The sequence below is a fragment of the Oscillospiraceae bacterium genome (assembly GCA_015065085.1).
Lineage (GTDB): Bacteria > Bacillota > Clostridia > Oscillospirales > SIG627 > SIG627.
The window spans coordinates 220,525-235,731 of the sequence record SVQW01000001.1 but is presented as its reverse complement, the minus strand read 5'-3'; the positions used below and the strand labels follow the sequence as shown (position 1 = coordinate 235,731).

The 15,207-nt window shown below is 42.1% G+C and carries 11 protein-coding genes and 2 riboswitches; of the genes, 5 read left to right on the top strand and 6 right to left on the bottom strand.

Features of this window, described 5'->3' with window-relative positions; all coding sequences use genetic code 11:
* Positions 1-27: 27 nt before the first annotated feature.
* The gene (locus E7588_01110; GenBank protein ID MBE6687857.1) at positions 28-2,229 is read right to left on the bottom strand and encodes a cupin domain-containing protein; all 2,202 of its coding nucleotides are present in this window, start codon (positions 2,227-2,229) and stop codon (positions 28-30) included.
* Positions 2,230-2,786: 557 nt separating this feature from the next.
* Between E7588_01110 and E7588_01105 the strand changes: the two genes are divergently transcribed.
* Positions 2,787-3,659: a DMT family transporter gene (locus E7588_01105; protein MBE6687856.1), complete on the top strand. Its 873-nt coding sequence runs from the start codon at positions 2,787-2,789 to the stop codon at positions 3,657-3,659.
* Here E7588_01105 and E7588_01100 read toward each other — a convergent pair.
* Complete coding sequence (locus E7588_01100) at positions 3,627-4,820, bottom strand: nucleotidyltransferase family protein (protein ID MBE6687855.1); 1,194 nt, start codon at positions 4,818-4,820, stop codon at positions 3,627-3,629. The two genes, E7588_01105 and E7588_01100, sit on opposite strands and share 33 nt — an antisense overlap.
* A gap of 134 nt (positions 4,821-4,954) precedes the next feature.
* On the opposite strand from E7588_01100, the gene E7588_01095 reads away from it, so the two are divergent.
* From E7588_01095 to E7588_01085, 3 genes are all read left to right on the top strand, one after another.
* Positions 4,955-6,187, top strand: coding sequence for an acetate kinase (locus tag E7588_01095; protein ID MBE6687854.1), 1,233 nt, complete (start codon positions 4,955-4,957; stop codon positions 6,185-6,187).
* Positions 6,188-6,394: 207 nt separating this feature from the next.
* Complete coding sequence (locus tag E7588_01090; GenBank protein ID MBE6687853.1) at positions 6,395-7,135, top strand: hypothetical protein; 741 nt, start codon at positions 6,395-6,397, stop codon at positions 7,133-7,135.
* Between the two features lie 46 nt (positions 7,136-7,181).
* The gene (locus E7588_01085; protein ID MBE6687852.1) at positions 7,182-8,324 is read left to right on the top strand and encodes a class I SAM-dependent RNA methyltransferase; all 1,143 of its coding nucleotides are present in this window, start codon (positions 7,182-7,184) and stop codon (positions 8,322-8,324) included.
* 37 nt (positions 8,325-8,361) lie between these two features.
* Here E7588_01085 and E7588_01080 read toward each other — a convergent pair whose 3' ends face one another.
* Positions 8,362-9,111, bottom strand: a complete 750-nt coding sequence (locus E7588_01080; GenBank protein ID MBE6687851.1) for an alpha/beta hydrolase — start codon at positions 9,109-9,111, stop codon at positions 8,362-8,364.
* Between the two features lie 21 nt (positions 9,112-9,132).
* On the bottom strand, positions 9,133-10,680 hold the full coding sequence (locus E7588_01075) for an alanine:cation symporter family protein (protein MBE6687850.1): 1,548 nt from the start codon (positions 10,678-10,680) through the stop codon (positions 9,133-9,135).
* A 95-nt stretch (positions 10,681-10,775) separates the two neighbouring features.
* Positions 10,776-10,853: riboswitch (glycine riboswitch) on the bottom strand.
* 3 nt (positions 10,854-10,856) lie between these two features.
* A riboswitch (glycine riboswitch) is annotated at positions 10,857-10,940 on the bottom strand.
* 72 nt (positions 10,941-11,012) lie between these two features.
* Here E7588_01075 and uvrC point away from each other — a divergent pair.
* Positions 11,013-12,881: an excinuclease ABC subunit UvrC gene (gene uvrC, locus E7588_01070; protein ID MBE6687849.1), complete on the top strand. Its 1,869-nt coding sequence runs from the start codon at positions 11,013-11,015 to the stop codon at positions 12,879-12,881.
* Positions 12,882-12,930: 49 nt separating this feature from the next.
* Here uvrC and prs read toward each other — a convergent pair whose 3' ends face one another.
* Together prs and E7588_01060 are read right to left on the bottom strand one after the other, a co-directional pair.
* On the bottom strand, positions 12,931-14,088 hold the full coding sequence (gene prs / locus E7588_01065) for a ribose-phosphate diphosphokinase (GenBank protein MBE6687848.1): 1,158 nt from the start codon (positions 14,086-14,088) through the stop codon (positions 12,931-12,933).
* A gap of 15 nt (positions 14,089-14,103) precedes the next feature.
* On the bottom strand, positions 14,104-15,195 hold the full coding sequence (locus tag E7588_01060; protein MBE6687847.1) for a hypothetical protein: 1,092 nt from the start codon (positions 15,193-15,195) through the stop codon (positions 14,104-14,106).
* Positions 15,196-15,207 lie beyond the last annotated feature (12 nt).

The following is a 15,207-nucleotide window of genomic DNA, read 5'->3' as shown; positions in this document are numbered from 1 at the left end:
ATTTATGCAAAGCAGTTTTTATAAATATTATTTTCTCAAATCAACACGTCTGATTTTACCGCTGATGGTCTTGGGGAGCTCATCAACAAATTCTACTATTCTGGGATATTTGTAAGGTGCAGTGTGAGTCTTGACATATTGCTGGATTTCCTTTTTCAGCTCGTCTGTTCCAACAGTTCCTTTGGTAAGAACTATCGTTGCCTTTACTACCTGTCCGCGTATTTCATCCGGAACACCTGTAACGGCACATTCAAGCACATAGGGAAGCTCCATGAGAACGCTTTCGATTTCAAACGGTCCGATGCGGTAGCCCGACGATTTGATAAGGTCATCAACACGTCCCACATACCAGTAGTAACCATCCTCATCACGCCAAGCGGTATCGCCTGTATGGTAAACATTATCGTGATAAGCCTCCTTGGTGCGTTCCGCGTCGCGATAGTAACAACTAAACAGACCGAAAGGTACTCTCTTGTTGGTGCGTACAACTATCTCACCCACTTCACCCACTGCGGCGCTTTTGCCGTCGGGAAGAACTATGTCCACATCATACAGAGGTGAGGGTTTACCCATGGAACCCGGCTTGGGAGTCATACCAACAAGGTTTGCAACCGAAAGTGTGGTTTCTGTCTGACCAAAGCCCTCCATAAGTTTAAGGCCTGTTGCGTTATAGAACTGCTGAAACACCTCGGGGTTAAGCGCTTCGCCTGCGACATTTGCATATTCAAGTGAGGAAAGATCGTATTTCTTGAGGTCTTCTTTTATAAAGAAGCGGTACATAGTAGGCGGTGCGCAGAAGGTAGTGATATGATACTTGGCAAACATGGGAAGAATATCCTCTGCCGCAAATTTATCAAAGTCATAGGTAAACACCGGAGCCTCGCACAGCCATTGACCGTAAAGCTTACCCCACAATGCTTTGCCCCAGCCCGTGTCGGAAATTGTGAAATGCAGACCATTGGGGTTGACATTATGCCAGTATTTTGCGGTGATGAGATGACCAAGTGCATATGTGAAGGTGTGAACAACTATTTTGGGATATCCGGTTGTTCCCGAGGAGAAGAACATCAGCATGCTGTCATCGCCTCTGAGCTCGGGGCGCTCAAATGTATCGGGAAATGCTTCGAATTCACTGTCGAAATCATGCCAGTCGCCGCGTACTCCATTGCACATGACCTTGACCTTTACGCCGGGGCATTCGGCGATTGCAAGGTCCGCTTCCTCAGCCACATTGCCGTGGGATGTACAAAGTATTGCATTACATTCGGCAAGATCAAATCTGTACACAAAGTCTTTCTTCATCAGAAGATTGGTAGCCGGGATGACGATGGCACCTATCTTATGAAGGGCTACGATACTTATCCAGAACTGATAATGGCGTTTAAGAACAAGCATTACCTTATCGCCTTTTTTGATACCAAGCGAAGTAAGATAATTCGCCGCTTTATTGGAAAGGCGGGAAATATCGCCAAAAGTAAATCTTCTTTCGTTATGCTCGCGGTCGACATGCAGCATTGCAAGCTTATCGGGGGTCCTCTGTGCAACCTTATCAACAACGTCATAAGCAAAATTGAAGTGCTCACAGTTTTTGAATGAAATCTCTTTCAGATGTCCTTGTTCGTCTTCAACAAGGTCAACAAAATCAGCATAAACCGGCTTTGCTTTATTGGTGTCGTCGGATTTTTTGAATTCCTTTTTCTCCAGTTTGACAGGCTCGGAATATTCCTGAACATTTCCGCCCGGATCCATAACAAGTGCTATGAATTTACATTCCTTTCCGCCTGTTGCAATCATACCGTGAGGGGTCATACTGTCATAATACATGGAGTCGCCCGCTTCAAGAACGGTTTCGTGACCGCCGATATTGACCTTGAGCTGACCCTCAAGCACGTAATCAAATTCCTCACCATTATGAGTTGACAGTGAAATAGGTGAATTCTGCTCGGTTTCAAAGTAAGGAGCGGTTACAACAAAGGGTGTGGAGTACTTACTTTTAAAGTTACCTGCAAGGTGGTTATAGGAAAAGCCGTTTCTGCGGTGAATGGGCATTCCGTCACCGTGTCTGACAATGGTGAAACGTGAAAGCTTAGCCGCATCACCTGTCACAAGGTCGGTAATGTCTACGCCCAATGCAAGTGCGCATTTATGAAGAAAAGTAAAAGAAAAATCACTTTCGCCGTTTTCGCACTTTTCGTATTCGTCAAGAGAAACACCAACGATTTGCGCCATTTCTTCACAGGTCTTTTCGGAAATGAGTCTTAATTCTCTCACTCTTCCTGCGATTTCTTTGAGTTTGTTGTCCATTTTGTTACCTCCGTGAAATAAAAAGTATAAAGTTATATTCACGCGATTATTGTCTGAAAACAAAAATCCGTCCCAAATTAAAATTTGGGACGGATAAATTATCCGCGGTACCACCCGAATTGGCAATTAAGCTTGCCCTCTTGTGCGATTCTTGGAAATCAAACAATTTCGCAGCCTTAACGTGGCGACCGTAGCTGTCTGATTATTCAACAGCTCCGCTGGTAGGGTGATATGCTGCCAACCCGTGTTATCTGCTCGCACCAACCGCAGACTCTCTGCAAACCGTGGAAAACAACCGTCCCTGTCATAGCGTTTTAAATATTGGGCTAATTATAGACCTGTAAAACCAATTTGTCAAGTGGTTTGATGCAAAATTCATATTTTGTTTACATTTATCCTTTTCGCTTCTGCCCGGTAAGCGGTATTGACTTTTTTCTCAGCATATGCTATAATTCAGCAGAAATATCAAACAGGAGTACGAAATGGAAAGTACCGCAAGAAAAAGAAACATTGCTTCACTTCAAATGCTGACCTGCGCCGCTTTATGGAGCATTGCAGGTATATTTATAAAGCTGCTGGATGCAAACGGCATGGTCATTGCAGGCTTCAGAAGTCTCATAGCTTCACTGGTGTTTTTAGTTTACATAAAGAAAAAAAGGATTAAGATTGTATTTAACAAAGACGTACTTATAAGTGCTGTTTTTCTGGCAGTGACTTTCTTTGCATTTGTGTGGGCAAACAGACTTACCACCGCCGCCAACGCAATAGTTCTGCAATTTACTGCACCTATTTTTATTATAATTCTTTCCGCTGTTTTTTTCAGGCAAAAGTATGCACTTTGCGATATAATCACCGTTATATTCACCCTTGGCGGTATTTCTCTTTTCTTTTTAGACCAGCTGAACGGCGGTCAGATGCTGGGAAATTTAATCGGTCTGTTTTCAGGATTTACGATGGCGGGAATGTTTATTGCCGTCAAACAGAACTCCGCCTCGGATAGAATGAGCGGTATGCTGTTCGGGCATCTTCTCACGGCAATTATCGGTATTCCTTTTATCTTCTTCACTGAAAATACAATTAACACAAATTTCGCAATGTGCATACTGATACTGGGTATTGTTCAGTTAGGAATCCCATACCTTCTCATGGCTTTGGCAACAGAGCACTGTCCCCCATTGACCCTTTCACTGCTTTCTGCCGTGGAACCGCTCCTTAACCCCGTGTGGGTCGCAATATTTTACGGTGAAATGCCCGGAATATTTGCTTTCATCGGTGGCATTATCGTAATTGTTACCATAACGGTGTGGTGCATTTACAAGGAACTAAAGCTGAGAAACAACAGGTCCGCGTCTTAATCCCCACCCGGCCCTTTCCGGCTCGGGCAATGTGAGTGCAAACACATCATCTGCCGTAACCCCTGCCATATACTGTCGGTACACCTCTGTACCGACGTATTTTTTTATGTGCGCCGGCTTTGTGATAACTGCGATACCGCTGTTTTTGCGTGCAATTGCCAAAAGCTCGGCTCCTCTTGAATTAAGGGCCAGTACCGAAGTATAGGCCGGCGATTCATAAGCATAACTCTTTTCCACACCCAGATACGCACAGGTAATACAACGACGAATACGGGAACGGGTATAACTCTTCGTGGAGCATTTATCGTAGAGTTCCTCAAGTGTTACGGAATCCGCAGCCGCCTTTTTAATTATATCCGCAACGGGAGCGCAGTCGTAATAATCTTTCAGCTTTTCCGCAGGTGTCATGCGCAAAAAGGCAAGTATTCCGTTTTCAATATTTTTCATATCAGACGGCATTTTTTTCTGTTCTGCAAGAGAGGTGTACATGTCATATGCTTGAGGCGGTACCAGGCTTTTTATATCCGCCTTTGAAGCAATAAGCTTGCGTATGTTACCAGCCGAAGCAAAATTACCGGTGGGCATATCATCATGATAATCTGCGCAATGACGCATGAGTGTCACAGGTATAATATGGGAATTTTTCTTCTTAATTGCTTTTATATACTCAACGCCGAGAATATTATTCGGTTGTTTTATAATTTGTGCATATTCCTCACCAAGTGTCTGTAAAATCGCCAATTCACGTGCCGACGCATACGAAAGCTGAGGCTTACAGGTGATTATGCTCTTAAAATCCTCTTCATATTTTTGACTCACCAGATATTCAGCAATATGTTCCAGGGATTCTGTTTGTCCGCATTCACTCCCGAAAGAAAGATATTCGGCAAATCCAAGAGCAGTCAGAATTTCTATGCCCGCAGTTGCGTAATACTCTGCCGACATTGCCGAATACGGAAACGGAATTTCAAGCACCAGATCAGCTCCGCATTCAACAGCGGCACGTGCTCGGCTGTACTTATCACAAACAGCAAAACTCCCCCTCTGAACCACGTTAGAGCTCATAAGACACACAACAGTGTTCGGCTTGAGAGAATCTATCTGATATTTATGCCCGTTATGAAAAGGATTGTATTCGCAGATAATTGAATATACCGACATATAAAACGTTCCTTTAAATTTTTTATTAATAATATTTTAAAGTTATTGAAAAAATTCAACCGGTGATGTATAATATACCAGTATATGTATTTTACATCAAAAATATAAATAAATCAATATACGGAGGACCTAAAATGAAAATTTTAGTTGTCAATGCCGGAAGCTCTTCACTTAAGTATCAGCTTTTCGACATGGAAACCAAATCTGTTCTCGCAAAGGGTAATTGCGAAAGAATCGGTATCGACGGCAAGCTCGTTCATACCAAAATCGGCCAGGACAAGTACATTGAAATGGTTGAAATGAAAAACCATTCCGAGGCTACACGTCAGGTAATGAGAATGCTTATCGACAAGGAGCAGGGTGTTATCTCTTCTGTTGCAGAGATTTCCGCTATCGGTCACAGAGTCGTACAGGGCGGTCCTTACTTCTCCAAGTCTGTTCTCGTTGATGATACCGTTATAGAAGATCTTGAAAAGTGCATCGACTTGGCTCCCCTGCATACCAAGCCCCACCTTATGGGTATCGCAGGCTGCAAGGAAGCTATGCCCGACACTCCTCAAGTTCTGGTATTTGATACCGCATTCCATCAGACCATGCCCGAGGAAGCATACTTCTATCCCATTCCTTACGAGCTTTACAAGAAGTACCAGATCAGAAGATACGGCTTCCACGGTACCAGCCACCGCTATGTTTCCAAGCTTGCCATTGATTTTCTGGGTCTCGACCCCGATAACAGCAAAATAATCACCTGCCACTTAGGAAACGGTTCCTCTATTTCGGCTATCAAGAACGGCAAGGTTATAGATACTTCCATGGGCTTCACTCCCCTTGAAGGAATTGAGATGGGTACTCGCTGCGGCAGCATGGACCCTGCAATCGTAACCTTCATCATGGAAAAGGAAGGCTATTCACCCAAGGAAATGTCCGACTTCATGAACAAGCAGTGCGGTATTCTGGGTGTATCCGAAGTATCCAGCGACCTTCGTGATATCGAGAAAGCACTGGAAGAGAAGAATCCCAAGGCCGAGCTTGCGTGCAAGATTCTTGCTTACGGAATCAAAAAGTACATCGGTTCCTACACCGCAGCCATGAACGGTCTGGATGCTATCGTATTTACCGCAGGTGTAGGTGAAAACACTCCTATTGTTCGTCAGTGGGCTATGGAAAACCTGGAATTCTTTGGTATTAAGATTGATGCAAAGAAAAACGAAGTTACTCACCACATGCCTACCAACGAGTTCATTTCTGCTGATGACAGCCGCGTTAAGATTATCGTTGTTCCTACCAACGAAGAGCTGGTTATTGCGGAAGACACTCAGGAAGTTGTTTCCAAAAATATCAGATACGAACGTAAATTCTTTAACTAATAATGGTGATTCGGGCGACATAAGTCGCCCGAATTTTATAAAACTATGAAAAAAATCGCTTTATCAATATTTATATTTTTAATTCCTGTGTTATTCTCCTGTACTGCAAATTTTGCCAAGGAGACTGAATATATAACATCTTACTATTCCAAGCAGGAAATTTCATCATTTTGGGACGTAACGGCACTGTGTTATGTGGGTGAAAACATGACTGAGTACAATATTCGGCCATTTTTGGATGCTGATGTTTCCCACAATGATTTTGCCGGTATCAGTGAAAAAATAATCGGTCTTAAAATGCTGGAAATCAGCGGATATGACATCAGTCCTTATAATTTGGAATATCTTAAAGAAGCACTGACAGAACTTACAGCCGAGGACGATAAAAACGGATATAAGCTCCCCATTTTTGAACGCATATTTGGATTATACGCTTTCAAGCTTGCGGGAATTGAATACAGCGAAGATGCTATTGAAAGCTATGCACGCCACATACTGACTTTTCAAAAAGAAGACGGCGGATTTTCCGCTCACTCGGATACAGGAGACACAGATACAACCTCAGCAATTGTTCCGCTTCTTGTGTATTTACGAGACAAAGACGGTTTTTCTGAAGCTATTTCATCTTCATCGGGCTTTCTGCGCCGCGCCAAAAATAAGGATGACACCTATTCCTACTCCGGCACCGCCAACAGCAGTTCCACTGCAACTGCTCTCTCAGCATTGTTGGCGCTTGGTTTTACAAACCAAGACGAGGACATAGGTGACATTTCACTTGCTTTGGCAACTTTCCGCCTGCCGGACGGCTCATATTCCTATGACAAGTACGGAAGAACAGACTTACTTTGTTGTGCACAGGCGCTTATCGCCTACCATGACTTTGCAACTGAAAGTTCCCTTTGGCTATCCGTACTGCAAAATGAATTGCAAATCACACCCACAGAATAAAGATATACTCGATTTTCAGACATACAACCAAATGTGAGGATAACTTATGAAATTTGTAGCAACCTGCCTCTTCGGTCTTGAACGATTTGTAGGCGAACAAATAGACGCTTTAGGATACAAGCGTCTCGAAACCATTGACGGGCGTGTTATATTTGAGGGCGACGAAAATGCTATTGCGCGTTGCAATATCAACTTCAGATATGCCGAACGTCTCTTTATTCTCATGGGTGAATTTCGTGCTTCAACTTTTACAGAGCTTTTTGACGGCACCAAAGCATTACCATGGGAAGATTTTATAGGCGAACGCGACGCTTTCCCTGTTAAAGGGCATAGCATTAAGTCAGCCCTGTTCAGCATCCCGGATTGCCAAAAAATCGTAAAAAAAGCCGTTGTAGAACGTTTAAAGACGAAATACAACGTGTCTTATTTTGTGGAAAGCCGAACGAAATACCAGATTGAGTTTTTCATACTCAATGACAAGGCATATCTTATGATAGATACTACCGGTGAAGGTTTGTACAAACGAGGTTACCGACTCAAAGCCAACGAAGCACCCATACGTGAAACACTGGCAGCTTCTATGTGCAATGTAGCAAGACTTCGCAACGATGTGCTTTTATGGGACCCCATGTGCGGTTCCGGAACAATCGCGATAGAGGGTGCATTGATGCTCTCCAACACAGCCCCCGGTATACGCCGCTCGTTTGCCGCTGAATCGTTCGGGTTTCTCCCCTCTTCTTCATGGCAGAGCGCACGCGGTGAAGCAATTGACAACATAAAGCAAGACCACTTTGAAATCTACGGCTCTGATATTGACACAAATTCTCTGGAAATTGCAGCTGAAAACGCAAAGCGTGCAGGTGTGGCAAATCGAATAAAATTTTTCAAAATGGACTTTAAAGATATTGACACGCGCGGAAGACGCGGAACCATCGTTACAAATCCGCCTTACGGAGAAAGGCTTTCGGATATTGCCGGAGCAGAAGAATTATATCGTCAAATGGGCAAAGCTTTTTCAAAGCTTGAACGGTGGCAGATATATGTTATCACTTCTCATGAAAAGTTTGAATACTTTTACGGCAGACGTGCTGACAAAGTGAGAAAGCTTTATAACGGTATGATAAAGTGTAATTTTTATCAGTTTTTCAAAAATGATAAAGGTTTTGAAAAGAAAAAAATTACTAAGTAATACAAAAATGCAAACCGCATAGCGGTTTGCATTTTTATTATTTATTATAACGTAATATGAAATTTGCAATAGGAGTAGGATCTTCAAGACTGTGAGGGTGATGATCGCAATTTGGTTTTTCGTAAACCTCAATCGTCCCTCCGCCTTTGCGGTATATGTTGGCAAAAACCAGTCCGTTTTCGTCATACGGAACACCTGTGTCGGCGCAGCCTGCAACCAGAATTACGGGGATTTTATTCTTTAATAGTGCATCCGTCTTATCGATTGGCTGATTTCTGTAACTGAACGCTTCGCCGTCGGTGAGTCCGTAAATTTCGAGGTACTCCTTCCATTGCTGTTCATAGCACTTTGCCTTGCCCTTGCCTGCGGGCCAACTCAAAGAATTCATCACAGGCGCATCCAAATATACAGCAGATATATCCTGAGGATATTTTGCAGTGTAATTCATGGTGTACATAGCACCGCGGCTGAACCCGAACATAACTGTCTTATGGAAAAATCCATATTTTTCGCAAAGATAATTTTTAAATCTGTGCATTTCATCAACAGCGCTGTCATGTCCATACATGTTGGATTTATCAAGATACACAACATAATATCCGAGCTCACACATTCGTATATCCGCCTGAGGGAACGAACCGAAAAATTCGGCTCGGAATATCCATTTCTTATCCACGGTCGGTTCTTTGGGTTCCGCTATTGTTGCGGTGGTACCAAAAATATCAAAATCGTATCTTTTAAAGCCTTCCCACTCGGAGATTTTTACATTTTTTTCACTTGAAAACATAGTAACATCCCCACAAATCAATTACTTATCTTCTTCATCGGATATTGCTTTTTCCTGAGCTTCCTGTACATCTGCAAATACAGAGTACATAGGCTTTACATCCTTATGCTTCAAAACACGATCTACGTAGTTCTTGGTAATCTTACATACAAGACCAGAGAGCACAATTACACCAATAAGGTTGGGGATCATCATAAGACCGTTGAAGGTGTCGGAAATATCCCATGCAAGAGACGAAGTAAGAAGAGCACCAAACATTATCATTACAAGGTGAATAACCTTATAAACCTTTGTTGTTTTGGTACCAAACAAATATTCCCATGCCTTGGTACCGTAATGGTCCCAACCGAGAACAGTGGTAAATGCAAACAAAAGAATCGCAATTGCAATAAACTTTCCGCCTATATTACCCCAAGAGAAAACGGAGTTAAATGCTTCCGCAACCATTGTAGCATCATTGGTATATGTACCGATAGGCGCATAAAGATCTGCATAAACACCGGAGGTAAGCACAACAAGCGCTGTCATTGTACAAACCACCATTGTATCTGCGAACACTTCAAATATGCCCCACATACCCTGCTTAACGGGTTCCTTGATGTTGGAGTTGGAGTGAACCATTACAGAAGAACCGAGACCTGCCTCGTTGGAAAATACGCCTCTCTTAAAGCCCTGAACCATAACGGTTTTAATTATAGAACCTGTCACACCACCGGCAACTGCAACGGGGCTGAATGCGGTAACGAAAATAGCCTTGAGCGCGGGAATAATCATATTGTAGTTAACACCGATAATAACTATACTTCCGGCAACGAACAGTACAACCATAAAGGGAACTATCTTTTCTGCAAAGGAAGCAATTCTCTGCAAGCCGCCGAGAACTATAAGAGCGGCAATTACAACAAGCACAACGCCAATAACAACAGAATATACACTTACACCGTCATAAAGCTGTATATCAGCCAGTGCATCTATTCTGAACGCAGATTCTATATTAACAACAATTTTGTTTATCTGACCCATTGCTCCGATACCGAAGGAAGCAAGCAACGTAAAAATTGAAAACAAAACTGCAAGAATTTTACCTATGTGTTTGCAACCCTTTTTGGAACCAAGACCATCCTGCAGATAGTACATAGCACCGCCGGACCATTCGCCATCCTTATTGCGGCGGCGGTAATAAATACCCAAAACATTTTCGGAATAGTTGGTCATCATACCGAAGAATGCTGCAACCCACATCCAGAAAACAGCACCGGGACCGCCTATGCAGATAGCGGCGGCAACACCGGCAATATTACCTACACCGATAGTTGCAGCGAGGGCAGTGCAAAGAGCCTGGAAGGGAGAGATGGATTTTTTGTCCTTGGAATGACTGATAACGTCTTTCTTGAAAAGACTTCCTATGGTGTTATTCCACCAGTGCGCAAGGTGGGATACCTGGAAAAATTTGGTGATTATTGTGGTCAGCACTCCTGTGAACAGTAAAAGCACGAGACCGAGTGTTGTCCATACAAAGGTATTAATTTCACCATTGTATTTTTCCAACACTTCAAAAAACTGATTCATGGTTTAAAACCCCTTTTCAAAAATAATAAAAGAGAACTCGCCGAAAGACAAGTTCCCTTAGTAAAAGGCAAAATACACCTGAATAAAGCATATTTCTCTGTCCTTTTGCCTGAGAGATTGAGCAAAAAAGCTCTTGCACCTTCGGCACCCGCAAAAAGCGGGCTTCTCCAGAGTGTCATCCGCGAACAGTCTTTTTCACAAAGTGAAGCCTGAGAGTGTTACTCCTTCGGCCGGAACAAGCCGTTTCCTGTTCGTTTCAACTGACCTGTGTATTATACTACATTTTTTGACATTTGTCAATAGTATATACAAAAATTAAAAGTATAATTGACATGTCGATGTTTTTTTGTTATAATAATGTTACTAAAACCAAGGAGTATTTTGTGAAAACAGAAAAGCTATACGAAAAAGCTCGATTACTTCCAAAAAAACCCGGCGTGTATCTTATTAAGGACAAAAACGGCAAAGTAATTTACGTCGGAAAATCAAAGACTCTTCAAAACAGAGTTTCACAGTATTTTACACAAATAGAGAACCATCCTGTCAAAACCCGCAAGATGGTTATGTCGGCAGACGATTTTGAGTGTTTATTCACCGACACGGAAAACGAAGCTCTGGTATTGGAAAACGAGTTTATTAAGAAATATAAGCCGCGATACAACATAAAACTCAAGGATGACAGGCGTTACCCTTATCTCAAAGTGGAAACGGAGGGTTATCCGAAGCTCAGTGTTGTAAGAAGCAGAAGCTCGCAAAAGCACGATACGGCGAAGTATTTTGGCCCGTATTCCTCTTCTTCCACCGTTTATAATCTAATTGAGACAATACAAAAGACATTTAAAACTGCCACCTGCAATAAAAAATTCCCACAGGACATATGTAAAGGCAGACCTTGCCTGAATTATCACATTGACAGATGCGTGGGGCCTTGTACAGGTAAAATAACTTTGGAAGAATACAGGGAGATTTTCGATAAAATTATCTTGTTCTTAAAAGGTGATATCAGGCAAGCATCAGATAATATTAAGCAAGAGATGCTTAAGGCTTCGGACGAACTCAACTTTGAACGTGCCGCCAAGCTGAGAGATATGTATATCGCTCTTGAAAAACTAAGCCAGAATCAAAAAATAATTGCCTCTCCTGAAACCGATCAGGATGTATTCGGAATTTACACCGATGAAGTTTCAGCCTGCATAGCTGTGCTATTTATACGTGGTGGAAAACTCGCGGATATGGACAGTTTTATTTTCGGGGCTGACGAAATTCCGGATCCATCATCTTTTTCCGCGTTTCTCATTGAGTTTTACAAAAAACGTGAATACGTACCACGTCAGATAATTATATCCAATTCACTGAAATGGGATTGCGAACCGGAAAAACAATATCTCACTTTGCAAAGCGGATATAATGTAAAGTTCGTTTTTCCCGAGCGCGGTGAAATGAAAAAGTTAAACGACATGGCGTGCGAAAATGCCAAAAGCATAGCTCTTCATTCACGCGAAGTCAACCAAAAAAGCGACACACTGCTCATTGAGCTTGCCGATATACTTCAGCTTGAGGTTATACCCGAAAGAATCGAAGCATACGACATTTCAAACACGGGTGATGCGCACATTACATGCGGAATGGTAGTAATAGAAAACGCAAGCTTCAGGAGGCGTGACTACCGCTCCTTTAACATACGAAGCGATTCTCAGGATGACTACGGGGCAATGGCAGAAGCTTTAAAGAGAAGGATTTCGCATGCCGATGATGAAAACTTCCCTCCTCTGCCGGATCTTATCCTGCTTGACGGCGGAAAGGGACACGTATCGGTTATCCGCCGGCTGTTTAATTCGCTGGGGGTTGAAATCCCCGTGTTCGGTATGGTGAAGGACAGTTTTCATAAAACCAGAAGTCTTACAGACGATAATTACGAAATCAGTATTGCAAAAAACATCCCTATTTTCAATTTCATTTATAAAATTCAAGAGGAGGTTCATCGTTTTTCATTCAGCAAAATGGACAGCAGACGCGCCAAGCATATGACGTCCTCCAAGCTGGAGAGGATTGACGGTATAGGCGAAGTAAAAGCAAAAAGACTTATGTCGCATTTCAAGAGCATCAAAGCCGTTTCGCAGGCAAGTAAGGATGAACTTTGCGAAGTAAAAGGTATTACCGCAAAGGATGCCGAAAATATCAAAGAGTTTTTCAATAAATAAATAATACCGGGTTGGTTCAACCCGGTATTATTATTTATATTTATCGTGTTTAATTATTCTCAATAGACATTTGGTTGACATTAACACTGGTATTTCGAGCCTTGAGTTCGGCCAGCAGTGCATTGATTCTTTCGCTGGAATCAAGCAGCTTGCTTACAGAATTATGTTTATTAAGCGCTTCAATGTAATAAGCAACATATTTAAGCACGTTAACCTCAGTAAACCACTTTTTAGACTTAAGTTCGTCCGTTACATAAACAGAGTTTGTGGTGTAAATACGGTCAAAAAGGTTCTTTTCATAGTATTGGTCGAAAATTTCAAGACCGTTGGTGAAAAGACCAAACGAGAAGAAGCCAAAAATACGCTTTGCTCCCATACCCTTAAGCTTATCGATAATGTGAAGGAAGGAGTCACCTGTGGAAAGTATATCATCTACAACTATAATGTCCTTGCCGTTAACATCATCACCCAAATATTCATGGGCAACTATGGGGTTTCTGCCGTTTTCAACTACCGAATAGTCACGTCTCTTATAGAACATACTGAGCTTTATACCCATAACATATGCATAATACATTCCACGGTTGAGTGCTCCTTCGTCAGGAGAAACAACTATAAGGTTAGAGAGATCGACATCGTCGTAATCGTGAACAAACGCCTTAAGATTCTGATATGTAGGCATAAGGTTATCAAAGCCTATAAACGGGACAGCGTTTTTTATTCTGTCATCGTGTGCATCGAAAGTAACAATGTTTTCAACGCCCATATCCTCAAGTTCTTTGAGTGCCATCGCACAGTCCAGCGACTCACGTCCGCTGACACGGTGCTGACGACCTTCATAAAGCATGGGCATGATTACGGAAATACGGGATGCTTTACCGCCGATTGCCGAAATTATACGTTTAAGGTCCTGAAAATGGTCGTCGGGACTCATAGGAACATTTCTGCCGTACATTTTGTACTCAACACCATAATTGAAACAGTCGCAAAGAATATAAACATCTTTATCACGAACGGATTCTTTTATAAGTCCCTTACCTTCGCCGGAGCTGAATCTGGGGCAAGAAGTCTGAACTATAAAGTTTTCATCCGGTGTGCAACGCCACTCTCTTATATAACCCTCTATTTGCTTGAGCATATTTTCTGTGCCTGCAGTACCCATAATAACAAGTTTATTGCCAAGCGAGTTGTTAGAAAATCCCTGCATATGCTTAATCTCCCTTTACTCATCAAAAATTATTTTTAAATCCTCTGTTTTAATATCCAAAGGGTTAATATCTGCTTCGTATGTTCTGAAAAGCAAAGCGGCATCGGCATTGCCCCTGAGCCACCTTGACAATTTGGTAAAAATCAAACGCTTATCCCGCAAAATATTCATACCAAAAACATCATTCTCGGGTATATAATCGCCGTATGGACGAACCGATATAATTTTTGTCGTTTCCTGAGCTTCACTGCAATACTGCAATGAATCCGCAGTTTTTACAAGCTTTATTAATTCGTCTTTGGTGTTTATGGTCAGTTCCTCTGCACCATACGTTTTTTTATATTCCAATTCAATACAAACAGTGCGTCCGGAATCGGAAAACGTCATGGTAATAGACGGGTGTTCGGAATAATCGTTGGCAACTTTAACGGTATAAACATTACTGCCTGTGTCAAAAACAATATTCTCCGAAATGATTTTCCCGCCTACTATGCTTCTTTTATGAATCAGTGCAGCCTCCTCGTACGGAATAAGCACATCGGCATAACGCAACATATCATCAGAGGTATATTTGCAATCATACACGTCATTAACAAGCGAAACGAAATCATCAGAGCCCAAAAACTTCTTTATACCGCTAATAACTGCGGAGCCTTTTACATTCAGCGTTACAGTATCACACTTTTTTCGCAATGATCCTATCTTCACGTACGTACTCTGTTTTCTGAAATCATCCTCGGTTACCGAATTTCTGATTACCGATTCATAAAACTCAAAAACACGAGAGTACTTGGTATGCCGAATTGAACTATTGAAAAAAAAGCTTATAACATCAAATGGAGCAAGAATTTCATCATCGCTTCCATCTGTTAATATCGTATAGCCGAAGTTGTCCGGGCTTTCAATAAAATGTTTTTCGCCGTCACTGTAAACATAGTAGCGTATGTCTGAAGAATCAGTTTTATCTTCGACAAAAAACTCTGTTATTTTACCTTTTTCGCAGATGCCGTCAAAAATTTTGACGACATCTGCATCCAGAAATGACTGAGCGTCGAAAAAGTCTTTCTTCAAGCTGTCGGTATTGGCATAAGCAATCAAAGAAAACACAATCACTACCGA

What these genes read in the sequence shown, in the direction of transcription:
- E7588_01085 (MBE6687852.1), top strand. Translation starts at nt 7,182, where the DNA reads ATGAAATTTGTAGCAACCTGCCTCTTCGGTCTTGAACGATTTGTAGGC.
- E7588_01095 (MBE6687854.1), top strand. Translation starts at nt 4,955, where the DNA reads ATGAAAATTTTAGTTGTCAATGCCGGAAGCTCTTCACTTAAGTATCAG.
- E7588_01110 (MBE6687857.1), bottom strand. Translation starts at nt 2,229, where the DNA reads ATGGCGCAAATCGTTGGTGTTTCTCTTGACGAATACGAAAAGTGCGAA.
- E7588_01105 (MBE6687856.1), top strand. Translation starts at nt 2,787, where the DNA reads ATGGAAAGTACCGCAAGAAAAAGAAACATTGCTTCACTTCAAATGCTG.
- E7588_01080 (MBE6687851.1), bottom strand. Translation starts at nt 9,111, where the DNA reads ATGTTTTCAAGTGAAAAAAATGTAAAAATCTCCGAGTGGGAAGGCTTT.
- E7588_01090 (MBE6687853.1), top strand. Translation starts at nt 6,395, where the DNA reads ATGACTGAGTACAATATTCGGCCATTTTTGGATGCTGATGTTTCCCAC.
- uvrC (MBE6687849.1), top strand. Translation starts at nt 11,013, where the DNA reads ATGTCGATGTTTTTTTGTTATAATAATGTTACTAAAACCAAGGAGTAT.
- E7588_01075 (MBE6687850.1), bottom strand. Translation starts at nt 10,680, where the DNA reads ATGAATCAGTTTTTTGAAGTGTTGGAAAAATACAATGGTGAAATTAAT.
- E7588_01100 (MBE6687855.1), bottom strand. Translation starts at nt 4,820, where the DNA reads ATGTCGGTATATTCAATTATCTGCGAATACAATCCTTTTCATAACGGG.
- prs (MBE6687848.1), bottom strand. Translation starts at nt 14,088, where the DNA reads ATGCAGGGATTTTCTAACAACTCGCTTGGCAATAAACTTGTTATTATG.